The following is a 22406-nucleotide window of genomic DNA, read 5'->3' as shown; positions in this document are numbered from 1 at the left end:
CGGACATGAAAAAGCCCTGATCGACAGATCAGGGCTTTTTCGTTTGCGGACCGCGCTGCGCTAATCATCGGCCACAAGTCTCACACTAAGACTCCACACCCAACTCACGCCGGACAACCGCCAACAACTGTTTGGCGTCGATCGGCTTGAGCAGAAAGTCCACCACACTCAAATGCATGGCGGCAATCGCGTCCTTCACATCCGCGTCACCGGAAACGATGATGACCGGCAAAGCCACCGCTACCGACTCGCGAACCCGTCGAATCAGCTCCAGACCATCGATTTTCCCCATTCGCAAGTCGGTAATCATCAGACCGATCGAGGGGGTCGTCTGCAACAGTTCAAGCGCCGCTTCACCACTGCCCGCGGTCATACAGCGAATGCCGCCCCGAGTAAAAATTTCCGCAAGCAGTTCGCGCGCATCCTTGTCATCATCGACAATCAGTACCGGCGCTGAGGGCAAACTCGGCTCAAGCATGATGGAACTCAGTACTTCACGCTCGGCATCGCTCAAAATATCGTGGTCGGACATAAGTCTCTCTACATAATCAGATCATTCCCCTAGCACCATGGTCGGACATCGCTAAGCAGAGCTCGAATGTGCGCTTCGTCGGGTAGCTTCCCACGCCACTAGCACACGGTTTACGCACTTATAGCTTAGGGTATTTACACAACAACGCCTCGTGCGTCACCCCCTAGACTTACGTCCAATGGGCACTCGACGCGCGGGGGCCGACCATGGCTGACACTCCGACAACAACAAATCGAAAAAGTCTGCGGTCATGCTCATGAGTAAAACGGACGCCTTCACTGAAGCCGGGAAGACGGCAGTGTTGCAGAACATCCAGGGCACCTTACAGTTCCTGCAACGGTTCCCGCCGTTCAATCAGATGGAATACGCGCACCTGGCCTACCTGGTGGAGCAATGCCAACTGCGCTTCTACGGCCCGGGTGACAGCATTATCAAGCCTGCCGATGGCCCTATCGAGCACTTTTACATCGTCAAGCAAGGACGCGTGGTGGGCGAGCGCCCGCACACGGCCAAGGGCGGCACCGAAACCACCTTCGAGATCACCGCCGGCGAGTGTTTCCCCCTTGCCGCACTGCTCGGTGAACGCGCAACCCGCACTGAACACCTGGCCGCCGAAGACACTTTCTGCCTGCAACTGAACAAACCGGCCTTCATCAAACTGTTCGCCCTGTCCGGCACCTTCCGTGACTTCGCCCTGCGCGGCGTCAGCAGCCTGCTGGACCAGGTCAACCAACAAGTCCAGCAAAAAGCCGTGGAAACCCTCGGCACCCAGTACTCACTCAACACTCGCCTCGGCGAACTGGCCATGCGTCACCCGGTGACCTGCGGCCCGACCACCCCGCTGCGGGTCGCCGTGACACTCATGCACGAGCAACAGGTCGGCAGCATCGTGGTGGTCGATGAGCAGAAAACCCCACTGGGAATCTTCACCTTGCGCGATTTGCGTCATGTGGTGGCCGACGGTATCCGTGATTTTGACCACCCCATTGAACAGCACATGACCCACGCGCCGTTCTACCTGACACCGGACCACAGCGCCTTTGACGCCGCCATCGCCATGACCGAGCGGCATATCGCCCACGTTTGCCTGGTCAAGGATCAACGGCTGTGTGGCGTGGTGTCCGAGCGTGACCTGTTTTCCCTGCAACGCGTGGACCTCGTGCATCTGGCGCGCACCATTCGCAATGCGCCACGGGTAGAGCACCTGGTGGCCATGCGCGGTGAAATTGGCCAACTGGTCGAGCGCATGCTTGCCCACGGTGCGTCCTCGAGCCAAATCACCCAGATCATCACCCTGTTCAACGATCACACCGTGTGCCGGGTCATCGAACTGACGCTGGCCGAAAAGGGCGACCCCGGCATCCCGTTCAGTTGGCTGTGTTTCGGCAGCGAAGGCCGCCGCGAGCAGACCCTGCACACCGATCAGGACAACGGCCTGCTGTTCGAAGCCCGCGACGCGGCCCACGCCGCCGAGATCCGCGGCAAGCTGCTACCCATCGCCCAGCAGGTCAACCAGAGCCTGGCCCTGTGCGGCTTTACCCTGTGCAAGGGCAATATCATGGCCGGCAACCCCGAGCTGTGCTTGTCCCGTGCCGAGTGGGCGCGGCGTTTCGCGGCGTTCATTCGCGAAGCGACACCGGAAAACCTGCTGGGCTCGAGCATCTACTTCGACCTGCGCGTGGTCTGGGGCAACGAACACAGCTGCGAGCAATTGCGCCGCGGGATTCTCGACCAGGTCGCCGACAACCGGTTGTTTCAGCGCATGATGGCCGAGAACGCCTTGCGCCAGCGTCCGCCGGTGGGACGTTTGCGCGAGTTCGTGCTGGCGAAGAAGAACGGCGAAAAAGCCACCCTCGACCTCAAGGTTCAGGGCCTGACCCCCTTTGTCGACGGCGCCCGCCTGCTGGCCCTGGCGAACGGGATTGAAACCAGCAATACCCAGGAACGCTTCCGCCAACTGGTGGCCAAGGAAGTCATCGATCCGCTGGACGGCGCCGCCTATGAGGAGGCCTACCACTTCATCCAGCAAACCCGCATGCAGCAGCATCAACGACAGACCCGCGAGAACCTGCCCTATTCCAACCGGGTCGATCCGGACAGCCTGAATCACCTGGACCGGCGCATCCTGCGTGAATCCCTGCGCCAGGCCCAGCGCCTGCAAAGCAGCCTGAGCCTGAGGTACCAGCTATGAGCCTGTTCTCCTGGCTGCGCCCTGCCGGCCCGACGCTGACCGCCGAACAGCAACGACAACTGGACCAGTTGCCCGACGCCCCGACACTGCGCGACTGCAGCCTGCGCGAGCAACGCTGGGTAGTGGTCGACCTGGAAACCACCGGATTGAACCTGAACAAGGATGTAGTGCTGTCGATCGGTGCGGTGGTCATCGAGGACGGCGCGATCGATTTCAGCCAACAGTTCGAACGCACCTTGCAGCGCAACGACCACAAGCTCGGGCCCAGTGTGTTGTTGCATGGCCTGGGGCCGAGTGCGATTGCCGCGGGCTGCGACCCGCAGGAGGCCTTGCTGGATTTCATGGCGTTCGTCGGCGACAGCCCGCTGCTGGCGTTCCACGCACCGTTCGATCAACACATGCTCGGCCGCGCCCTGAAGGACAGCCTGGGCTACCGCTTGCAGCATCCGTTCCTGGATGTGGCCGACATGGCCCCCCTGCTCTGTCCGCAAGCGCACATCCGCGAAGCCGGGCTGGATGACTGGATCGACTGGTTCAAGCTGCAAGTTTTCGAGCGCCACAACGCCAGCGCCGATGCCATGGCCACCGCCGAACTGGCGTTGATCCTGTTCAGCCGGGCACGGGCCCAGCAGATTCACAGCCCGCTGAATCTGCAACAGCGCTTGAGCCAGTGGAAACGCCGGCAGCAGCGCCAATCCTTTTAGGTGAACCCCGATCGCACATTGGGGACGCTTTGCACCCCAGCGCGAGCAAGCGCCCTCGCCACGGAACATGCACGCTCACCGAGCGTTACCCGACCAACGCCAATTGCGCCGGGCCTTGGCCTCTGACACAATCGCGAATAATTCTCGTTAGTTTAAACGTTTATTCGGTGAAGCCCCTTGTCGTCAGTCCAAAGCCCTCACAGTGAGCTCGTTGGTGCGTTGTATCGCGACCATCGTGGCTGGCTATTGGCCTGGCTACGGCGCAATGTCGCTTGTCCGTCGAAGGCCGAAGACCTGAGCCAGGACACCTTTGTCCGCCTGCTCGGTCGTGAAGAGCTCAAGGAACCCCGTGAACCCCGGGCGTTTCTGGTGGCCATCGCCAAAGGCCTGTTGTTCGACCATTTCCGCCGTGCAGCGCTGGAACAGGCCTACCTCACCGAATTGATGCTGATTCCCGAAGCCGAACAACCCTCGGTGGAAGAACAGCAACTGATCCTCGACGACCTCAAGGCCATCGACCACCTGCTCGGCAAGCTCTCGAGCAAAGCCCGCGCCGCCTTCCTCTATAACCGCCTCGACGGGCTTGGCCATGCCGACATCGCCGAACGCCTGGGGGTGTCTGTTCCACGGGTCCGGCAATACCTGGCCCAGGGCATTCGCCAGTGCTATGTGGCGCTGTACGGCGAGCCGGTATGAACCCGGTCAACTCAAGGCCGGTCTCGGCGCGGGTACTCGACGCTGCCATTGCCTGGCAACTGTCCCTCGACGCCGGTAACGGCAGTCCGATGGAGCGCGAAGCGTTCGCCAGATGGCATGCGGCCGATGAAGAGCACGCCCGCGCCTGGCAGCAACTGGGCATGCTCGATCAACGCTTCAGCGTCGCCAACGGTCCGGCCCGCGCTGCCCTGATGCAGTCGCGGGACAGCATTCGACGCCGGGTACGCAATCTAGGCAGCGGCGTGGCCAGCGTGATGCTGGTGATTGGCCTGAGCCTGTTTGCCGGCGAACGCTACCTGCCCATCGGCTATTGGCTGGCCGACCAGCGCACCGCCACGGGCGAGCAGCGCACCCTGCACCTGGCCGATGGCACGGTGATCAACCTCAACACCCACAGTGCGCTGGACGTGCGTTTCGATGAGCAACAGCGACGAATCGTCCTGCAGGACGGCGAGATCCTCATCGAAACCGGCCATAACGACGCACGTCCGTTCATCGTCGAAACCCGCGATGGGCAAATGCGCGCGCTCGGCACGCGGTTCCTGGTCAAGCGCGAGGAGGAAGGCACGCGCTTGAGCGTGCTGAAATCCGCGGTGGCGGCACGAGCGGACGCCAGCACCGAGGAGAAAATCCTCCAGGAAGGCCAGCAAGTGCTGATGCACCGCGATGGCCTGGGCCCGCTGACGGCACTCAACACCGGGGCTGACGCCTGGACCCGGGGCATGCTGGTGGTCGACAACGCGCGCCTGGAAGACCTGGTGCGCGAACTCGGCCGCTACCGTCCGGGCCACCTCGGCGTCGCCCCGGAGGTCGCCGACCTGCGCATCACCGGCAGCTTCCCGCTGCACAACACCGACCTGGCATTGACCGCCCTGCTGCCAACCCTGCCGGTACAGATCGAGCAGCACACCGCGTGGTGGGTGACGGTGGTGGCAAAGGCCGATACCCAACCGTAAGCCAATCCCCATTCACTGTGGCCAATTTCCTCCTTGTGGCGAGGGAGCTTGCTCCCGCTCGGTTGCGAAGCGACCGTAAACCGGCTCTGCGCTTATCTGGCGGGCCAGGGTGACCTGCGCAGGGGCCGCTGAGCGGCCCAGCGGGAGCAAGCTCCCTCGCCACAGGGTGCAAGCCTTAACCCTTGATGTGCAGCGCGGCATTACGTGAATCGAAATTATTTTCATCCAGCCCTATCACTTTTCCAATCTCGTCCGGCACATAGGCAATTGAGAAATATTTCCATTCAGGAGCCGCCGTATGCCCCGTTCGCTAGACACCTTGTTGCGCCCCGGCCTGTTGGCCATGGCGATTGCCTTCTGCGTGCCGTTGACCAGCACTGTGCTGGTCGCCGCCGAACAGGTGTCCAGCGTTCGCGCCTACAACCTGCCAGCCGCGCCATTGGCCAGCACCCTGAACCAGATCGCCAGCCAGGCCGGCCTGGCCCTGAGCCTGAACCCGTCGCTGGCTGCCGGTAAGACCTCGTCGCCGGTCAACGGCCAGTTCGACGCCACCGGCGCCCTGAACCAGGCCCTGCGTGGCACCGGCCTGCAACTGGAACAAAGCAGCGCCGGGACCTACAGCCTGGTGGCCGTGCCCGAGGGCGTGCTGGCCCTGCCGGAAACCGCTGTGATTGGTGTCGGAGACAGCGAAAGCGCCTGGGGGCCGGCCGCCGGTTTCGTGGCCACTCGCACCGCAGCCGGGACCAAGACCGATACCGCCATCGTCGAAGTCCCCCGCTCGATGAGCGTGATCACCCGCGAGCAACTGGATGATCGCCAGGTGCTCAACCTCAATGACGCCCTGCGTTACACCGCCGGCGTACAGAGCAGCGGCTACGGCTCCGACTCCCGTGCCGACTGGCTGCGCGTGCGTGGCTTCGACCCGAGCCAGTTCCTCGACGGCCTGCCGCTGCCCAAGGGCTCGTTCGCCAACCCGAAAATCGAACCCTGGAACCTGGAGCGCATCACCGTGCTGCGCGGCCCGGCCTCTTCGGTCTACGGTCAAACCCCGCCAGGCGGCATGCTCGACATGGTCAGCCGTCGTCCACAGGCCGAAAGCGCCCACCAGATCGAAGCCCAGACCGGCAGTAACGAACACAAACAGATCAACTTCGACAGCACCGGCAAGGTCGATGACGAAGGCCAGTTTCTCTACCGCGTCAGCGGCGTCGTGCGCGACAGCAACTCGCCGATCGACCATATCCCGGACAAGCGCTACAACATCGCGCCGAGCCTGACCTGGAACATCAATGACGACACCAGCCTGACTTTCCTGTCCCAGTACACCCGCGACGATACCGGCATCACCGGCCAGTTCCTGCCGCTGCAGGGCACCAAGCTCGGCTCGCCGGCCGGGGATATTTCCCATCACAAGAACCTCGGCGAGCCGGACTGGGATTTCTACGACCGCACCTATTACGCCCTGGGCTATGCCCTTGAACACCGCATGAACGACGTCTGGCAATTCCGCCAGAACCTGCGCTACACCAAGAGCGACCTGGAGTTCCAGGCGGTGAACGTCGCCACCATGAACACCGTCGACGAGGAAGGCAACGTCAACCGCGAGTCGGGCATCGTCAACGAGGACATCAGCCAGTTCGCGGTCGACAACAACTTCCAGGCCGACTTCAGCACCGGCGCCATCGGTCACACCCTGCTGCTGGGCCTGGACCACCAGCGCTCCAACACCAACTACCAGTGGCTGTATGGCATGGGTGTGCCACCGATCAACGTCAACAACCCGATCTACGGCGGCGACATGTCCAACGTCACCTACTTCGCCATGCAGGACTACAACCAGAAGACCCAGCAGACCGGCGTGTACATCCAGGACCAGATGGCCCTGGATAACTGGCGCCTGACCCTCGGCGGTCGTGAAGACTGGGTCCACACCGGCACCACCTTCTATAACAACAACAATGTCACCAACACCCAGCGCGACAAGGCCTTCACCAGCAACATTGGCCTGAGCTACGTGTTCGACAATGGAGTGACCCCTTACGTCTCCTACACCGAGTCGTTCCAGCCGAGCATCGGCGCCGCCGTCTCCGCCACCGAGTCGTTCGAGCCGACCGAAGGCCGCCAATACGAACTCGGGGTCAAGTTCCAGCCGGTGGGCAGCAAGACCCTGCTGACCGCCGCGGTCTACGACCTGCGCCAGGAAAACGTGAGCGTGACCGAAGGCAGCATCACCCGCCAGGTCGGCGAACTGCAGGTTCGCGGCCTTGAGCTGGAAGCCACTTCAGAAGTCACCGACAACCTCAAGCTCATCGGTTCCTACACCTACACCGACACCGAAATCCGCAAGGGCCTGGAAGCCGAAGTCGGCAACCGGATGGCACTGATCCCGGAAAACCAGGCCACGCTGTGGGCCGACTACACCTGGCACGCCGGTGCGCTCGACGGTTTCGGCGTCGGTGGCGGGGTACGCTACGTCGGCGACACGTATGGCAATACCACCAACACCGATGTGGCCCACGTCAGCTCCTACACCATCTATGACGCCTCGGTGCATTACGACCTCGGCCGCCTGGATAACACCCTGAAAGGGGTCACAGTCGCCGTCGAAGCCAAGAACCTGTTCGACAAGGACTACCTGGCCAACTGTGATGGCTACTGGTGCTACTACGGCGACGAACGCAACGTAGTGGCCAGCGTCAACTACAAGTTCTAAGCCACACACCGTGATTGAAGGGCCGCCCGTCCGGCCCTTTTGGCATTTGGATGACCGATGAAAAGCAAAACCATCCGCCGCTGGTCCTTTATCCACACCTGGACCAGCCTGATCTGTACCGCATTCCTGCTGATGCTGGCCCTGACCGGCCTGCCGCTGATCTTCCATCACGAGATCGATCACCTGCTGGGCGATGCCCCCGAACTCAAGCAGATGCCGGCCGACACCCCGCACCTGGGCCTGCAGCAGCTGGTACGTGCCGCCGAGGCCCACCGCCCCGGAGAGGTCATGCAGTACTTTGGCTGGGATGAGGAGGACCCCAACGGCGTGGTCGCCATCATGGCCAGGACCGCTGGCACTGAACCCAATTCGTCCCACACCTTCATGCTCGACGCCCGCACCGGCGAAGCCGTGGAAATGCCGTCGGCCAACGGCGGGCTGATGATGGTCATGCTGCGCCTGCACGTGGACATGTTCGCCGGGCTGCCGGGCAAGTTGCTGCTGGCGTTCATGGGCATTCTGTTCGTGATGGCGATTGTCTCGGGGACGGTGCTGTACCTGCCGTTCATGCGCCGCCTGGAGTTCGGCACCGTGCGCCAGGACAAATCCACCCGCTTGCGTTGGCTCGACCTGCACAACCTGATTGGCGTCGTGACCCTGACCTGGGCGCTGGTGGTGGGCGTCACCGGCGTCATCAGCGCCTGCACCGACCTGATCATCGCCGCCTGGCGCAACGACAGCCTTGGCGCAATGATCGAACCCTATCGCGGCGCCCCGCCGCTGACCCAACTGGCACCGGCCAGCCGCCTGATCGACATTGCCAAAGCAGCGGCGCCGGACATGCAACCCGACTTCATCGCCTTCCCCGGCACGCGTTTCTCCAGCGAGCATCACTATGCGGTGTTCCTGAAAGGCAGCACCCACCTGACCTCGCACCTGCTGACCCCGGTATTGATCGATGCCAGCACCCTGCAAGTCACCGCCATCGGTGAACGGCCGTGGTACATGGACGCCATGGGCATGTCTTCACCCCTGCACTTCGGTGACTACGGCGGCATGCCGATGAAGATCCTCTGGGCCGTGCTGGACGTACTGACCATCATTGTCCTCATCAGTGGCCTGTACCTGTGGCTGGTGCGGCGCAAAGCGGCAAAACCGGTGGCCGTTGAAGCGGAGGTCGCGGCATGAGACCGAGGCAGTCGAACTTCTGGAAAGTCTTCGCCACGCCAACCGTCATCGCCCTGCTCAGCGCGGCGGGGTTGTTCTCAGCGCTGCTGGGTGATGACATCTGGGACGGCTTGAGCTGGATCGGCTTGGGCGTGCCGGCCGTTTTGGGACTGCGGGGGTTGTTGCGTAGGAGTTGAAATCTACTGTGTTTGAACGGCCCGCTCCCATAGCTGACCTTGGCTGAAAACAAAATAGATAAACAACCGCTAGCCCTGTGGGAGCGGGCTTGCCCGCTAAGGCGATTTCACAGGCGCCATCAACCCCCTCGCCAGCCACGCCGGAACTTACTAGGCTAAGCCTCTGCTCCCCGATGATCGCCGAGGAATGCCCATGTCCGCCCCCAGCATGACCCTGTTCCACAACCCTGCCTCGCCCTACGTGCGCAAAGTGATGGTGCTGTTGCACGAAACCGGTCAACTGGACCGCGCGGCCCTGCAACACAGCCAGCTCAGCCCGGTCAGCCCCGACGCCGCATTGAACCAGGACAACCCGCTGGGCAAGATCCCGGCGCTGCGCCTGGCCGACGGCAATGTGCTGTACGACAGCCGGGTGATCCTCGACTACCTTGACCAGCAACACGTCGGCAACCCGCTGATCCCTCGTGAAGGCAGCGCCCGCTGGCGGCGCCTGACCCTGGCTGCACTGGCCGACGGCATCATGGACGCCTCGGTGACGATCCGTTACGAACTGGCCCTGCGCGCCCCGGAAAAACACTGGGACCAGTGGCTCGACGCCCAACGCGACAAAATCCGCCGCGCCCTCGCGGTGCTGGAAGCCGACGCCATCGCCGAACTGACCAGCCATTTCGACATCGCCGCCATCAGCGTCGCCTGCGCCCTGGGCTACCTGGACCTGCGCCACCCGGATCTGGAATGGCGTGACGCCCATCCGCAACTCAGCGCCTGGTACGCGCAAGTCAGCCAGCGGCCGTCGATGCTGGCGACTGTGCCGAAGGTGTGAAGCCGGCAAGACCCAGTACCTAGCAGTTCTGCTAGTAGGCAACACCTGAAAAAACTCCGATGCTGAAGGTCCAGCTTTTTGGACCCTGCACGGAGCCCAGTCGATGCCCTCCTCATCTCGCCTGACCGAGTTGTGTCGCTACCACTACGACCCGCTGGACCGCCAGGCCGGTTGCACCCTCACACTAGTGCAGCCGGCCACCCTCCAGCGCTTTTACTGCAAAAGCCGCTTGGCCACTGAAATCCACGGCGCAGTCCAGACCAGTCTGTTCCAGCACGATGATCAGCTGTTGGCGCAACAACGGCACCAGAACGACAAAGTCGATACCACACTCCTGACGACCGATCAGCAGCGCTCGGTATTGAGCGCGCTCGACACGATCCGCCCCCATCCCCTCGCTTATACCCCCTACGGCCATCGCCCGGCAGAAAACGGCCTGCTCAGCCTGCTCGGTTTCAACGGCGAACGGTCGGACCCGGTAACCGGGCATTATCATTTGGGTAATGGCTATCGGCAGTTCAATCCGGTGTTGATGCGGTTTAACAGCCCGGACAGTTGGAGTCCGTTTGGTCAGGGTGGGTTGAATGCCTATGCGTACTGTGATGGAGAGCCGGTGCTTGGGAGTGATCCAACGGGGCACTTTAACCCTTTTAAAGCTATTAGAAGCTTTGGGAAGGGTACTGCAAATCTCTTTGGCCTGAGAGTTTCAGGGAAAGAGCTGCGTGCAGCAGCCGCACTCAGATCCAACAGTTCAACTGCTGGAACATCAAATTCCACAGCCTCACTCAATCAGGCCAATAACACTGGCACCGAAGCTTATCTAAACAACATAGCTAACCAACTAAGCCCCGAGGAGAATATGCTAAATTTTAGACTTGAAAAACAACACCAGAGCATCAAAAGCACACACCATCAGGCGCCACCAACCCAAACACCTAAATCAACCACGCCAAGCGCAGAGCAATCATATAAAGAATACATATCAACCGCACCTAATGAAGAGCTTATAAATTCACATCACGAGCTACTCGACTCAATTAAACTTGGAGCATTTCCACGAGAACTCAAGATATCTATTGCAATGGAAAATGAGATTATTCGGCGTTTCGCCAGTAAATAATCCAACTCACCACACCGGCCTATTTGGAGCGCTGTTGATGCTCACTTCCCCTCGCGAAACCACTCTGTGCCGCTACCACTACGACCCGCTGGATCGCCAGGCCGGTTGCACCCTCACGCTATTGCAGCCGGCCGTCATCCAGCGCTTTTACTGCAAAAGCCGCTTGGCCACTGAAGTGCAGGGCGCCGTCCGGACCAGTCTGTTCCAGCACGATGATCAGCTGTTGGCGCAACAGCGGCACCAGAATAGCAAGCTCGACACCACACTCCTGGCGACCGATCAGCAGCGCTCGGTACTGAACGCACTCGACACGACCCGCCCCCATCCCCTCGCCTATACCCCTTACGGCCATCGCACGGCAGAAAGCGGCCTGCTCAGCCTGCTCGGCTTCAACGGCGAACGGCCGGATCCGGTGACCGGGCATTATCATTTGGGTAATGGTTATCGGCAGTTCAACCCGGTGTTGATGCGGTTTAACAGCCCGGACAGTTGGAGTCCGTTTGGCGAGGGTGGGTTGAATGCCTATGCGTATTGCGCAGGAAACCCGATTAGTAAGAAAGACCCATCCGGTCACGTTTTAGTAAAGGCAATGCTTTTTGATGAGATCTTCTCAAACAGCTATTTACTTACAAAAAGTCCAGACTTAGGAAAAGCACAGCTTTTAAATTCAGTACAAAAAACAGTGAACCGTTTCGGTGGAGAGGAGCACTTGAAAATATTGGCCAACGCAAATAAAAACTCTCCCGACGCCATTATCGCCAGGGCAATTCCCCGACCCAAAAAAATCACTCAGCTGGAGGACTTCAAGGTGGGAGAAGACCCAGAACAATTCCTGTACAAATCAGACCGACAGATCAGAAAAACCTTAAAAAATAGAAACATAAGTGAAGAAATACTAAAATCGGAAAATGGTTACACCCAACACTTAAGCGAGAGCGAACTAAGAAACTGGAAACTAGACCGACGCGACAATCAACTAGAGCTAGAGCGCGTTATCTCAAATATACTGAGACTTCGCACAGCCGGACCGAGTCGTTTTAGTGACAGTTTCAATGCAGACGACTGGTTGACCGTTGTCTCCAGAATAAGAAGTTCATAAAGGTGTTTAGCCAGCTCTGTACCCCAACGCTGATCCTCCCTCAATCCCAACGACCTACTCACACGCCACCTCCACCTTGCCTCGCCCAATCCCATACCAATCCAATCTGCGCGTCAGCACCATGAATACGCCCAGCAACCCGAACAACAGCAACGAGCCCATCAACAGCGCGTAATCCTCGGCACTCAACAATCCGTAAAGCAGCCCATACAACGCCGCCAATCCCGCCGAAAAACTCAAGCCATGCACCGCACTGCGCAATACGTGGCAGACATAAAACCCGATCAGCAACACACAAGCGCTGGCCGACAACAGGTACGCCAGGGCAAACCCGATGTGCTCGGACAGCGACAACAGCAACAAGTAGAAGAACGCCAGCGCCACGCCGACCAGGGCGTATTGCACCGGGTGCACCGCCAGGCTTTTCAGCACTTCGAAGAGGAAGAAGCCGGCGAAGGTCAGCACGATGAACAGCAGGGCGTATTTGATTGCCCGCTCGCTCTTGAGGTACTGGTCCACCGGGTCGATGAAGCTCACGCCGAAGCTGCGGCTTTTGAACTCTTCGCAACTGTCGCGGGCAACACAGTTGCTCAGTGCTTCTTCCAGGTTGGTGGAGAAGAACGAGGTCTGCCAGTTGGCCGTGAAGCCTTCAGCGCTGATCGCTCGTTGGGCCGGCAGGTAGTTGCCGATAAAGCTGGGGTGGGGCCAGTTGGCGGACACCGTCACGTTGCTGGTCCTGCCCACCGGGGTGATCTGCAACTGGCCGGTGCCCTGCAAGCGCAGGTCGAACGCGAAGGTCAGTTCATTGGCTTTGCGAACGTCCAGTGGTGCCAGCGTGACATGCACCCCCTCCCCCAGCCATTCCTCTTGGGTGCCCGGTACAAAGTCCAGGCGCTGGCCATCGAGTTCCAGTTGCAGCGCGTTTTCGATGCCGCGGATATCACTGATGCCCACGGCCAGATAGGGCGAATCAAACGTGTAGTCGGCAAAGTCTTCCTCGATCCCCAGGCGCTCCGGGATCGAAAAGTGCCCGCTGATGCGGTTATCCGCATGGAACAACCGCGCCTCGTAGATGCCACGGGCACGCAGTTCGGTTTGCACCTGCCCCCCAAGTTCGAAACGCTCCGGCAGGAAATACAGGCGCCCGCGCTCCAGGCTGGTTTCCTGATAACGCGCGTTGGTTTTTTCGTTGCGTTTCCAGGTACGCACCACCTTGCGGTACGGCACCACCATCACCGGTCCGCTCAGTTGCTGGCTGTAACTGGAGCTGCGGGCGATGTCTTCGAGGACGCCGTCGCGCAGTTGCTGGCGGTCGTCAATCATGCCGCTGATCATCAATAACGGAATCAGCAATAACAGAATCAATAGGGCAATCGCCCCGAGTTTCAAGGCCAGGCTGCGGTTCATGGGGTCTCTCCCTGTTCGAATGAGGGAGAGTCTGGGTGACGAGTGTGGGGGTTTTATGGAGGCCATGTGGAGACTGTGTGGAGAACACTCGCCTCAATGAGCCACACGCAGGGGGTCAGGGAAGCTGCAGTGTGACTTCCACGCCGCCCGGCACATTGCCGATGTGCATGCCCCCGCCATGCAACTTCACCACCTCTTCGACAAAGTTAAGCCCCAGCCCGGTGCTTTTACGTCCACTGTCCGGGCGCGGCAGTGAGTAGAAACGCTCGCTCAATCGAGGCAAGGCGTATTCGGGAATCGGCTCGGCCTGGTTGAACACCTTGAACGCAAGCTGATCGCCGTGCCGCTCTGCACTAAAGCGCAACACGCCCTCGACCGGGCTGAAGTCCAAGGCGTTTTCCAACAAGTTGGCCAACGCCTGACGCAGTAAAAACGGCTCGCCCATCACGTTCAAATCCGCTGGAATCTGTAGGTCGACCCGCAATTGCTTACGCTCGATTCGCGCCTGCTGGGCGCAGAGCAGTTCCTCCACCAGTGCCGCCAGCGGTACCGGCACACGCGCCTCCAGACCCTGGCGCTGCTCAACTTGGGCCAGGTTCAACAAGCGCTCGATCAACTGCTGCATCCGCGCGCTTTCGCTGTCGATGTTGCTAACAAAACGCTGTTGCTGCGCCGCCGGCATTTCTCCCTGCAGCAACTCGGCGGCGCCGCGAATCGCCGCCAGCGGGCTCTTCAATTCGTGGGTCAGGGTATGCACATAACGCTCGACGTAGGCCTTGCCCTCCAGTTGCGTGCGCATGTGCTCCACGGCCGTGGCCAACTGTTCCAGTTCACCACCGCGATAGTGCGGCAACTGGGCCCGCCGGCCTTCGCTGATGGCCTGGGCGTAGCCGGTCAAACGCCGCAACGCCCTGCTCAACCACCACGACAGCGCCGCGCCGAACAGCAAGCCCAGGCCGATCAACCCGGCGCCGTACCACAGCAAGCGACGCTCGGTGCGGTCGACGTAGGGCTGCAAGGAACTGTTGGGCTTGGCCACGGTGACTACGCCGATGATCTGGCCGTTGTCGCGAATCGGCGCACCGACGTGCATCACCGATGAGCCGGGGTCGTCGGCGATGCTGCGGGTCGAGCGCGCACCGTATTGACCGCGCAGGGTCAGGTAGACATCGTTCCAGCGTGAATAGTCCTGGCCCAGCGCCGTGCCGCTGGAGTCCAGCACCACGATGCCCTTGGCGTCGGTGACGTAGATACGGTGATTGACCTGGTTCTTCGGCAAGCCCCAGATGCTCGCCGCCGGTTGCCGCTCGCCATAGGCCTTGAGCAACTCGGGCCAGCGGTTCTGATTGAGGGTGCCGGCCTTGAAGTCGTCGCGCAGGATCTCGGCCATCAGGTTGGCGGTGTCCACCAGGGTTTCTTCGGTGGACTGGCGCACGCCGGGGCGAATCTCTTCCATCACGGTGCTGAGCACGAAGTAACCGGTCAGGCCGACGAACAGCACATAGACCAGGAAGATCCGGATTCCCAATGGCATCAGCTGTGCCCTGGGCTGTAGCTGTAACCGAGGCCACGGTGAGTCTGGATCGGCTCGGCGTTGGCCGCCACCAGGCGCAACTTGGCACGTACGCTTTTGATGTGGCTGTCGATGCTGCGCTCGTACCCGGCATCGGCGGCCACCCCGAGCGCATCGAGCAATTGCTCGCGGCTGAACACCCGTTCGGGTTGTTCCAGCAAACACTGGAGCAATCGGAACTCATGCCGGGTCAGGCTCAATGGCTGACCACGATAGCTGATCACCACCCGCTCGCCGTCGACCTGAAACAACGCACTGGTGGACTCGATCCCCGGACGCGGCGCCACGCGCTTGAGAATCGCCCGCACCCGCGCCGTCACCTCACGCGGGCTGAATGGCTTGACCACGTAATCGTCAGCGCCGATCTCCAACCCCACCACCCGGTCGATCTCTCCATCGCGGGCACTGAGAAACATCACCGGCACCTCGCTGAAACGCCGCAACTGCTTGCAGGTTTCAAAGCCGCTGATGTCCGGCAAGCCGATGTCCAGAATAACCAGGTCGGCCGGTGTCACCCGTTGATGCTCAAGCGCGGCAGCCCCCAGGCTCAACCACGTGGTGGTGAACCCCTCGCCTTGCAACGCATACACCAGGGTATCGGCAATCGCCGCTTCGTCTTCGACAATCAGGATATGAGGCATGGCATCCAGGCCCGGCAATTGAATGGACGAACGGTGCCCCAAGGCGCAGTCGTCGTCAATCCGACACGGGTAATCAGCGGCGAGGTCTGTAGTACCTAGCAGTTCTGATAGTAGGCAAAGGCTGAAAAAAACCGGATGCTGGTCATCCTGTCATTCGGAACTTGCACGGAGATCAGCCAATGCCTGTTTCCCACCGCGCCACCGTACTGAGTCGGTACAGCTATGACCCGCTGGATCGTCAGACCGATTGCACTCTCCGCACGCTGCCCACCCTCCAGCGCTTCTACTGCAAAAGTCGCTTGGCGACTGAGATCCAGGGCACGCTACGGACCAGCGTTTTCCAGCATGACGATCAGTTGCTGGCACAGCAGCGGCAGCAGGACGGTAAAGTCGATACCGCCTTGTTGGCGACGGATCAGCAACGATCGGTGTTGGGTGCATGCGGGTTAACCGGATTTCATCTTCTCGCCTACAGCCCCTACGGTCATCGCCCGGCGGAAAACGGAATGCTCAGCCTGCTCGGGTTCAATGGCGAACGGCCGGACCCGCTGACCGGGCACTATCATTTGGGGAATGGGTATCGGCAGTTCAATCCGGTGTTGATGCGGTTTAACAGTCCGGACAGTTGGAGTCCGTTTGGGAAAGGCGGATTGAATGCGTATGCGTATTGCGATGGGGATCCACGGAATGGGATAGATCCTACTGGCCACTTTAACGTTGCGGACTTTATTAAAACTATCAGCAAAGCAGCTAAGACACACCATACACCACGGACGCCGATATCAAAATCAACCAAGTATGTCATCCATAAAACTGCCGGCACACTGGGCGGCGATCAAAATATTATGAAGTTAGCGAACGAAGCCAATAAGACTCCTGAATTATTTTTGCTTGAAAAAACCATTGAAGGACGCATAGCCAAAACTGACAAAATCTTTAAGCGCACGCCTCCCCAAAGAAATATAAAAGATATGGAAGAGATCATTGAAAATCTAAAGGAAACGGAAAATATCTATCTTGATATTTTAGTAGGAACAAGAGAAGGCAAATTCAGGCCAAAAGATATGAAAGACATACTATATAAAAGTCAAATAAGTCTAGGTAGTATGAATTGGGATTTGCAACAAGCGAAGAAACAAATCCGCGACCTGTGAGGTATGATCAGGTATCGAAACACTACGCAAGCCCAATTTCTCGCATATCGCGTCAAAACCCTACAAAATTGCGCATCCAGTATTTACACAAACAAGGTAACTAAAACGCGAGGCCCGAAAGCAGTGATCAAAAAGGCCTCGCGTAAAATCGGTGAGTGCTCAAAAGTCAGTAAACAAGCAACCTGATTGGCCCTTTATATCCGCGGATATCCGTGAAATCCCACAACCAGGACCTCCAGCCAAATCAACAATCCGGCTTATCCGCCGTAAACCGCCGCGCCGGATTCACCGCCGCGCCAAACTCACGCAACGCCTTGGCCCCGATCAGCAACGGATAATTAAAGCTGCTGCGGTCAGTCAGGTTGACCTCGACGGTGCGTTTGACATCCCCCAGGCACAGCTCCAGATCGACCACCGGACGCTTGGTGGGCTCGATCACTTCATTGTCATCCTCGTCTTCTTCGGAGCGGGTCTTGATCTTGCTGATCCGCGCCACCTTGTGCTCGTAGACCTTGTTGCTCGCATCCTTGGTCGCCAGGCGGAAGCGTACCCACTCTTCGCCATCGCGGGTGAAGGTCTCGATGTCCCTGGCCGACAGCGAGGCGGTCAGTGCGCCGGTGTCCATCTTGGCCTTGAGCACTTCACCGCCGATTTCCGGCAGCTGGATGTATTCGTAGCGGCCATACAAGGTCGGCTCGGCGGCCATGACTGGCAGGGCCAGGAGGGATAACAGTGCGAGGACGGATTTCACGTGATGGGGTTCCTTGAGGAGTGGGCAGCGGAATTTTAGACAGTCAGTCAGCAATTCGTTCGCTCTTCAGACCGCTTTCGCGGGCAAGCGAGAACACCGCTAAAACCAGATCATCGGCGCAGCATACCCGCACAAAGGTGAAACATTCGTCGGCCCCCACATTTGGCCTGCGCGTCGAAGCTGCTTATCATGGCGCGCCCAAAAATTGCCAAGAGTCATTTATGCGCCGCCTGCTCACCGGCTGTTTCGTCACCCTGCTACTGCTGCTCAACACCCTGGTCCTGATCGGGCCGTTGCTGGTGTTTGCCCTGTTCAAACTGCTCCTGTCGGGGCGTTATCGCGACTATGCCAGCGCGGCGGTGATGTGGATCGCCGAGACCTGGGCCGAAATCGACAAGCTGATTTTTGCCCTGTGCATCCCCACCCAATGGGACATTCGCGGGGGCGAAGGCCTGCGGGTCGACACCTCCTACCTGGTGGTCAGCAATCACCAGTCCTGGGTCGATATCCCGGCACTGATCCAGACCCTCAATCGGCGCACACCGTTCTTCAAGTTCTTCCTGAAAAAGGAGCTGATCTGGGTGCCGTTCCTGGGCCTAGCCTGGTGGGCACTGGATTACCCATTCATGAAGCGCTACAGCAAAGCCTTCCTGGCCAGACACCCGGAGCTGCAAGGCAAGGACCTGGAGATCACCAAAGCCGCCTGCGAGCTGTTCAAGCGTCAGCCGGTGACCGTGGTCAACTACCTGGAAGGCACGCGCTTCACCTTGGCCAAACGTAGCGCCCAGCAATCCCCCTTCAAGTACCTGCTCAAGCCCAAGGCCGGTGGCGTGGCGTTTGTATTGGCGGCAATGGGCGAACAGCTGGACGCCATCCTCGACGTGACCGTGGTGTATCCACAGGCGAAGATTCCGGGGTTCTGGGATTTGATCAGCGGCGCGGTGCCACGGGTGATCATCGACATCAAGACCCGCGAGCTGGACCCGGCACTGTGGCAGGGTGACTACGAAAACGATCCGGCGTTTCGGGAAGAAATCCAGAACTGGGTCAACCAGCTCTGGACCGAGAAAGAAGCACGCATCGACGCCTTGCGCGCCGAGCGTCGCTGAATCAGCTACCGGCGCCCCAGATACCGCCCAGGCTCTGCAGCAACGTACCGGCCACACCCTGTTGGCCCAGGAACTGCAGCAGGATTGGGGCAAACTGGCCGACCATGCCACTGTCCATGCCCAGTGCGCTGAAGGCGGTGTTCAGATCGTTGGAGTCCTTGACCGTGCCCAGGGCATTGTCCAGGCCGGCCGTTTTGCCGGACGAACCCAGCAAGCCCGCCAGGGCGCCCAGCTCACCGCCACCCGCCAGCTTTTCGATCCCCGGCACGCTCTTGGCCAGCTCCGAATAGTCAGTGGTGCTGAGCTGGTTCTTCGCCAGGCCCAGCATCGCACTGGTGCCGCCAATCGCTTGTTCCGGCGTCACATTCAGCGCGCTCAAGGCGCTCAGCAAACCGACGGCCTGCGAGGTCGGCGCCGTGGCTGCAGCCTTGTCGCCACCTTGCATGCCCGATACTGCACCCGCTACATCGTTCAGGCTGAAACCGGCGAAGACCGGGTTGGCCGCCAGAGTCATGAGCGAAGCCAAAGCAAAACCGCGTGAAATCTTCATCGAAACCAACTCCTGAACTCTCAAAGGTGCCCTTCATGGGCGACGAACCGCCATTTTGACTGAAACCGGCCCGGGATTGTTCCGCGTTCACCCATCCATTTTCAGCGCTGAGATGCATAAGGGCCGTGGCACCCGCACCAGCAGCCGATGAATGGCACGACCGCCCAGGCTGAACTAGCCTGTGAGCACTGTGCCCATTACCCGCCCGCGCACCGCTTTCGCCTGGAGAATGACCATTTCCACCGCCAACGCCGATTCCCTCAGCCAACTCCTGGCGCAATGCTCACTCGGTGACCGCCGTGCGTTCGAGACTCTGTATCGCAGCGCCGCACCGCGTCTGCATGGCGTGGCCCTGCACTTCATGGGTAACAAGGCGTTGGCCGAAGACGTGCTGCAGGAAAGCTTCGTGCGCATCTGGAACAACGCTTCGCGTTATCAGGCGCAGGTGTCGGCGCCGATGGCCTGGATGATCAACATCACCCGCCACCAGGCCATCGACCAGCTACGCAAACACCGCGACCGGCGCCTGACCGATCAGGAGGAACAGGCACTGGCCGACAATGCGCCTTCAACCCAGGAGTCTTTCAGTAGCGACCGCGAAACCCATGCGCTGAACCGCAGCCTGGAGACCCTGGATGACAAACAGCGCCAGTCGATCAGTGCGGCCTACTTTCAGGGGTTGAACTGCCGGGAACTGGCCGAGCACCTGACCGCGTCCCCGGGTTCGGTCAAGTCCTCGGTTCGCCGTGGCATGGAACGCCTGCGCAGGTGCCTGGAATCATGAACATTCACAATCGCCGCCTGCGCCGAGCGCTGGCCGCCGACTACGCCATTGGTCTGATGTCGGTGCCCGCGCGCCGGCGTTTCGAACAGTGGTTGCTGGACGACGCCGAGCTGCGCAACGAGGTGGCCAAGTGGCAAGCAAGCCTGGCCCTGCTCAATGAACCCCTGGTGGCCGTCCCGGTGCCGGACCGGGTGTGGGCCACCATCAACGCGCGCATCGAACCTCAACACCTGCACGTACCGGCCAAACGCCCGTTCTGGAACGGGTTACGCATCACGGCGGCGGTCTGCTCGCTGTTGGTGGCGCTGACCCTGAGCCTGCTTTACCACCGCGACAACGCCCGCTACAGCGCCACCTTGCTCGACGCCAGCGCCCAACCGGCCCTGCGCATCCAGGCCCATGACGACTACCTGCAGGTCGATCCCCTGACCCTCCCTGCCATCGCCCCCGGGCGCAGCCTGGAACTGTGGGCGATCCCGGCCGATGGCAACCCCCTCTCAATGGGCATGATCCCGATGGATGGCCAAGGCCGGGTTGAATTGAGCGATGAACAACAGGCCCTGCTGGGTACACCGATTGCACTGGCGGTCAGCCTGGAGCCAGAGGGTGGCTCACCCACCGGGCAACCGACCGGGCCGGTGTTGTATCAAGGGGCGTTGGCGGGGTTGTAAGGCACAAAATTGATCATTCCCATGCTCCGCGTGGGAATACCGCCCGTGACGCTCTGCGTCACCTCCCGCCGCCGACCCTAACAGTTCTGCTAGTACACAACCCCGCTCGCTTGGGCCACAGTAAAACCCTGAATTACCGCGTCCTTCAGGGAGCCCCGCCCATGCAGCCCCACCGCCAAACCCTGCTCTGCCGCTACCACTACGACGCCAAGGATCGCCTGGTCGATTGCACCCCAACGGCACAGCCCAGCAGCCAACGCTTCTACCTCAAGGACCGCCTGGCGACCGAAATTCAAGGCGTGTTACAGCGTTCGATCATGCAGCACGAAGACCAACTGCTGGCGCAGCAACAACGCCAGAACGGCACGCAGGAAACTCGCTTGCTCGCCACTGATCAGCAACGCTCGGTGCTGGCCATCCTCGACGCCACCCGCCCCCATCACCTCGCCTACACACCTTACGGTTATCGCACCCCGGAGAACGGCCTGCTCAGCCTGCTCGGCTTCAACGGCGAACGGCCAGACCCGGTGACGGGGCATTATTTGTTGGGCAATGGTTATCGGGCGTTTAACCCGGTGTTGATGAGGTTCAACAGCCCGGACAGTTGGAGTCCGTTTGGGGAAGGGGGGTTGAATGCGTATGGATATTGCATGGAGAACCCAGCGAACCGGACTGATCCAACCGGGCACTTCAGCATTCCAATGCAGAAACTCCTGAACCCGATAGCAGAAGCAGGCAGAGTTTTTTCATCACGAATGGCTCGTGTCGATCGTGCGATTTCGGTCGTGAAGAAAGATTTCACAAGCGATCTCATTTCGCAGCCACTCCAACTCTCATCAAGGATAAACAGCTTGGACTATCCGAATACTGGGCAATTCTCCTATCGGCGTTCTACCTCACCCGATAGTCCACGTGTCTCATCCGCTTCGTCAAGCTATGCGCCTTCGCTAAGCAGCAGGAAGAGCTCTTTCATCGACCCCACAGCAAAACTTGGGCCTCGCGCTCCTCTCCCTAGAGGAGTCAAGTCTAAAACAGAATGGAGCTACCCCGAACCAGATTACTCGCACGATAATATTTATGAAACGCTGCAACCCATTGACGCTCACGACCTTGTCAGTCGTTCAATTTACGAACTCGACATGAAGCTATCGAAAGAAAATAAGATTTTAGACTTGCTAACCTCACCGCAAGCTCGTGAGATTAAGAATATCAGCGCCGTAATCAACAATATTCGGCTCGGGTAGCATGATCCAAATCAGTCGAATATGTCCCTGCGATTACACTATAAAAAACGGCGACCCCAAGGTTGCCGTTTTTGTTCGCGTGAAGCCTTACACCGCACTAAACAACTTATGCGGATCAATCACAAACTTCTTCGGCACACCCGCATCGAATTCGCCATAGCCACGTGGCGCGTCATCCAGACTGATCACCTCGACGCCCACGATGTCGGCAATATGAATGCGGTCCCACATGATCGCCTGCATCAACTGGCGGTTGTACTTCATGACCGGGGTCTGGCCGGTGTGGAAGCTGTGGGATTTGGC

The 22406-nt window shown here is 59.8% G+C and carries 21 protein-coding genes and 1 pseudogene; 15 read left to right on the top strand and 7 right to left on the bottom strand.

What is annotated here, in order from left to right:
- Window positions 1-85: 85 nt before the first annotated feature.
- A complete protein-coding gene (locus tag AC3WQN_RS13820) occupies window positions 86-532 on the bottom strand; it encodes a response regulator (RefSeq protein WP_103400679.1) in 447 nt (148 codons plus the stop codon).
- Between the two features lie 250 nt (window positions 533-782).
- Between AC3WQN_RS13820 and AC3WQN_RS13815 the strand changes: the two genes are divergently transcribed.
- The 10 genes from AC3WQN_RS13815 (at window position 783) to AC3WQN_RS13770 (ending at window position 12219) form a co-directional block, all read left to right on the top strand.
- On the top strand, window positions 783-2723 hold the full coding sequence (locus AC3WQN_RS13815; RefSeq protein ID WP_103400680.1) for a DUF294 nucleotidyltransferase-like domain-containing protein: 1941 nt from the start codon (window positions 783-785) through the stop codon (window positions 2721-2723).
- Entirely contained in the window at window positions 2720-3427 is a 708-nt protein-coding gene (locus AC3WQN_RS13810) for a 3'-5' exonuclease (protein ID WP_103400681.1), read from the top strand. Before AC3WQN_RS13815 ends, AC3WQN_RS13810 begins: the two co-directional genes overlap by 4 nt.
- A gap of 177 nt (window positions 3428-3604) precedes the next feature.
- Window positions 3605-4123 carry an RNA polymerase sigma factor gene (locus AC3WQN_RS13805; RefSeq protein ID WP_095081354.1) on the top strand — a complete coding sequence of 173 codons (519 nt, stop codon included), beginning with the start codon at window positions 3605-3607 and terminating at the stop codon, window positions 4121-4123.
- Window positions 4120-5100, top strand: coding sequence for a FecR domain-containing protein (locus AC3WQN_RS13800; RefSeq protein WP_103400682.1), 981 nt, complete (start codon window positions 4120-4122; stop codon window positions 5098-5100). Before AC3WQN_RS13805 ends, AC3WQN_RS13800 begins: the two co-directional genes overlap by 4 nt.
- 298 nt (window positions 5101-5398) lie before the next feature.
- Window positions 5399-7813, top strand: a complete 2415-nt coding sequence (locus AC3WQN_RS13795; RefSeq protein ID WP_103400683.1) for a TonB-dependent siderophore receptor — start codon at window positions 5399-5401, stop codon at window positions 7811-7813.
- A gap of 57 nt (window positions 7814-7870) precedes the next feature.
- A complete protein-coding gene (locus AC3WQN_RS13790) occupies window positions 7871-9001 on the top strand; it encodes a PepSY-associated TM helix domain-containing protein (RefSeq protein ID WP_103400684.1) in 1131 nt (376 codons plus the stop codon).
- The gene (locus AC3WQN_RS13785) at window positions 8998-9177 is read left to right on the top strand and encodes a hypothetical protein (protein ID WP_103400685.1); all 180 of its coding nucleotides are present in this window, start codon (window positions 8998-9000) and stop codon (window positions 9175-9177) included. The genes AC3WQN_RS13790 and AC3WQN_RS13785 overlap by 4 nt, the downstream gene beginning before the upstream one ends.
- Before the next feature lie 193 nt (window positions 9178-9370).
- Window positions 9371-10000 carry a glutathione S-transferase gene (locus AC3WQN_RS13780; RefSeq protein ID WP_103400686.1) on the top strand — a complete coding sequence of 210 codons (630 nt, stop codon included), beginning with the start codon at window positions 9371-9373 and terminating at the stop codon, window positions 9998-10000.
- A gap of 103 nt (window positions 10001-10103) precedes the next feature.
- Window positions 10104-11120, top strand: a complete 1017-nt coding sequence (locus AC3WQN_RS13775) for an RHS repeat-associated core domain-containing protein (protein ID WP_103400687.1) — start codon at window positions 10104-10106, stop codon at window positions 11118-11120.
- Window positions 11121-11157: 37 nt separating this feature from the next.
- Complete coding sequence (locus AC3WQN_RS13770) at window positions 11158-12219, top strand: RHS repeat-associated core domain-containing protein (protein ID WP_103400688.1); 1062 nt, start codon at window positions 11158-11160, stop codon at window positions 12217-12219.
- A 54-nt stretch (window positions 12220-12273) separates the two neighbouring features.
- Here the strand turns inward: AC3WQN_RS13770 and creD are convergent, their stop codons facing one another.
- The 3 genes from creD to creB all read right to left on the bottom strand — a co-directional run bounded on the left by creD (window position 12274) and on the right by creB (window position 15840).
- On the bottom strand, window positions 12274-13626 hold the full coding sequence (gene creD / locus AC3WQN_RS13765; RefSeq protein WP_103400689.1) for a cell envelope integrity protein CreD: 1353 nt from the start codon (window positions 13624-13626) through the stop codon (window positions 12274-12276).
- Between the two features lie 115 nt (window positions 13627-13741).
- Window positions 13742-15160, bottom strand: coding sequence for a two-component system sensor histidine kinase CreC (gene creC / locus AC3WQN_RS13760; RefSeq protein ID WP_103400690.1), 1419 nt, complete (start codon window positions 15158-15160; stop codon window positions 13742-13744).
- Window positions 15160-15840: a two-component system response regulator CreB gene (gene creB, locus AC3WQN_RS13755; RefSeq protein ID WP_103400691.1), complete on the bottom strand. Its 681-nt coding sequence runs from the start codon at window positions 15838-15840 to the stop codon at window positions 15160-15162. The genes creC and creB overlap by 1 nt, the downstream gene beginning before the upstream one ends.
- A gap of 179 nt (window positions 15841-16019) precedes the next feature.
- On the opposite strand from creB, the gene AC3WQN_RS13750 reads away from it, so the two are divergent.
- Window positions 16020-16994 carry an RHS repeat-associated core domain-containing protein gene (locus AC3WQN_RS13750; RefSeq protein WP_103400692.1) on the top strand — a complete coding sequence of 325 codons (975 nt, stop codon included), beginning with the start codon at window positions 16020-16022 and terminating at the stop codon, window positions 16992-16994.
- Window positions 16995-17238: 244 nt separating this feature from the next.
- On the opposite strand, the gene rloA2 is transcribed toward AC3WQN_RS13750, so the two are convergent.
- Window positions 17239-17745, bottom strand: coding sequence for a retropepsin-like aspartic peptidase RloA2 (gene rloA2, locus AC3WQN_RS13745; protein WP_103400693.1), 507 nt, complete (start codon window positions 17743-17745; stop codon window positions 17239-17241).
- Window positions 17746-17966: 221 nt separating this feature from the next.
- Here rloA2 and yihG point away from each other — a divergent pair, with 221 nt between their 5' ends.
- Complete coding sequence (gene yihG / locus AC3WQN_RS13740) at window positions 17967-18854, top strand: 1-acylglycerol-3-phosphate O-acyltransferase, YihG family (protein ID WP_103400694.1); 888 nt, start codon at window positions 17967-17969, stop codon at window positions 18852-18854.
- Window position 18855: 1 nt separating this feature from the next.
- Here yihG and AC3WQN_RS13735 read toward each other — a convergent pair whose 3' ends face one another.
- Window positions 18856-19404 (bottom strand): DUF2780 domain-containing protein, encoded by a 549-nt coding sequence (locus AC3WQN_RS13735; RefSeq protein WP_103400695.1) that lies wholly within the window; start codon window positions 19402-19404, stop codon window positions 18856-18858.
- Window positions 19405-19633: 229 nt separating this feature from the next.
- Between AC3WQN_RS13735 and AC3WQN_RS13730 the strand changes: the two genes are divergently transcribed.
- From AC3WQN_RS13730 to AC3WQN_RS13720, 3 genes are all read left to right on the top strand, one after another.
- Window positions 19634-20188 (top strand): RNA polymerase sigma factor, encoded by a 555-nt coding sequence (locus tag AC3WQN_RS13730; protein ID WP_103400696.1) that lies wholly within the window; start codon window positions 19634-19636, stop codon window positions 20186-20188.
- Window positions 20185-20859, top strand: coding sequence for an anti-sigma factor (locus tag AC3WQN_RS13725; protein ID WP_103400697.1), 675 nt, complete (start codon window positions 20185-20187; stop codon window positions 20857-20859). Before AC3WQN_RS13730 ends, AC3WQN_RS13725 begins: the two co-directional genes overlap by 4 nt.
- 161 nt (window positions 20860-21020) lie before the next feature.
- Window positions 21021-22103, top strand: coding sequence for an RHS repeat-associated core domain-containing protein (locus AC3WQN_RS13720; protein WP_256587305.1), 1083 nt, complete (start codon window positions 21021-21023; stop codon window positions 22101-22103).
- Window positions 22104-22190: 87 nt separating this feature from the next.
- Here the strand turns inward: AC3WQN_RS13720 and AC3WQN_RS13715 are convergent.
- Window positions 22191-22406, bottom strand: a pseudogene (locus AC3WQN_RS13715) (formaldehyde dehydrogenase, glutathione-independent); the annotation flags it as partial.

It is taken from the genome of Pseudomonas sp. FW300-N1A1, assembly GCF_058789115.1.
Note: the sequence above shows the minus strand (reverse complement) of the source record. Positions and strands in the feature narration are given on the sequence as shown.

Bases quoted from the DNA above. Each gene is read 5' to 3' on its own strand.
- AC3WQN_RS13820 (WP_103400679.1), bottom strand. From the start codon at position 532: ATGTCCGACCACGATATTTTGAGCGATGCCGAGCGTGAAGTACTGAGT.
- AC3WQN_RS13815 (WP_103400680.1), top strand. From the start codon at position 783: ATGCTCATGAGTAAAACGGACGCCTTCACTGAAGCCGGGAAGACGGCA.
- AC3WQN_RS13810 (WP_103400681.1), top strand. From the start codon at position 2,720: ATGAGCCTGTTCTCCTGGCTGCGCCCTGCCGGCCCGACGCTGACCGCC.
- AC3WQN_RS13800 (WP_103400682.1), top strand. From the start codon at position 4,120: ATGAACCCGGTCAACTCAAGGCCGGTCTCGGCGCGGGTACTCGACGCT.
- AC3WQN_RS13795 (WP_103400683.1), top strand. From the start codon at position 5,399: ATGCCCCGTTCGCTAGACACCTTGTTGCGCCCCGGCCTGTTGGCCATG.
- AC3WQN_RS13790 (WP_103400684.1), top strand. From the start codon at position 7,871: ATGAAAAGCAAAACCATCCGCCGCTGGTCCTTTATCCACACCTGGACC.
- AC3WQN_RS13785 (WP_103400685.1), top strand. From the start codon at position 8,998: ATGAGACCGAGGCAGTCGAACTTCTGGAAAGTCTTCGCCACGCCAACC.
- AC3WQN_RS13780 (WP_103400686.1), top strand. From the start codon at position 9,371: ATGTCCGCCCCCAGCATGACCCTGTTCCACAACCCTGCCTCGCCCTAC.
- AC3WQN_RS13775 (WP_103400687.1), top strand. From the start codon at position 10,104: ATGCCCTCCTCATCTCGCCTGACCGAGTTGTGTCGCTACCACTACGAC.
- AC3WQN_RS13770 (WP_103400688.1), top strand. From the start codon at position 11,158: ATGCTCACTTCCCCTCGCGAAACCACTCTGTGCCGCTACCACTACGAC.
- creD (WP_103400689.1), bottom strand. From the start codon at position 13,626: ATGAACCGCAGCCTGGCCTTGAAACTCGGGGCGATTGCCCTATTGATT.
- creC (WP_103400690.1), bottom strand. From the start codon at position 15,160: ATGCCATTGGGAATCCGGATCTTCCTGGTCTATGTGCTGTTCGTCGGC.
- creB (WP_103400691.1), bottom strand. From the start codon at position 15,840: ATGCCTCATATCCTGATTGTCGAAGACGAAGCGGCGATTGCCGATACC.
- AC3WQN_RS13750 (WP_103400692.1), top strand. From the start codon at position 16,020: ATGCCTGTTTCCCACCGCGCCACCGTACTGAGTCGGTACAGCTATGAC.
- yihG (WP_103400694.1), top strand. From the start codon at position 17,967: ATGCGCCGCCTGCTCACCGGCTGTTTCGTCACCCTGCTACTGCTGCTC.
- AC3WQN_RS13735 (WP_103400695.1), bottom strand. From the start codon at position 19,404: ATGAAGATTTCACGCGGTTTTGCTTTGGCTTCGCTCATGACTCTGGCG.
- AC3WQN_RS13730 (WP_103400696.1), top strand. From the start codon at position 19,634: ATGACCATTTCCACCGCCAACGCCGATTCCCTCAGCCAACTCCTGGCG.
- AC3WQN_RS13725 (WP_103400697.1), top strand. From the start codon at position 20,185: ATGAACATTCACAATCGCCGCCTGCGCCGAGCGCTGGCCGCCGACTAC.
- AC3WQN_RS13720 (WP_256587305.1), top strand. From the start codon at position 21,021: ATGCAGCCCCACCGCCAAACCCTGCTCTGCCGCTACCACTACGACGCC.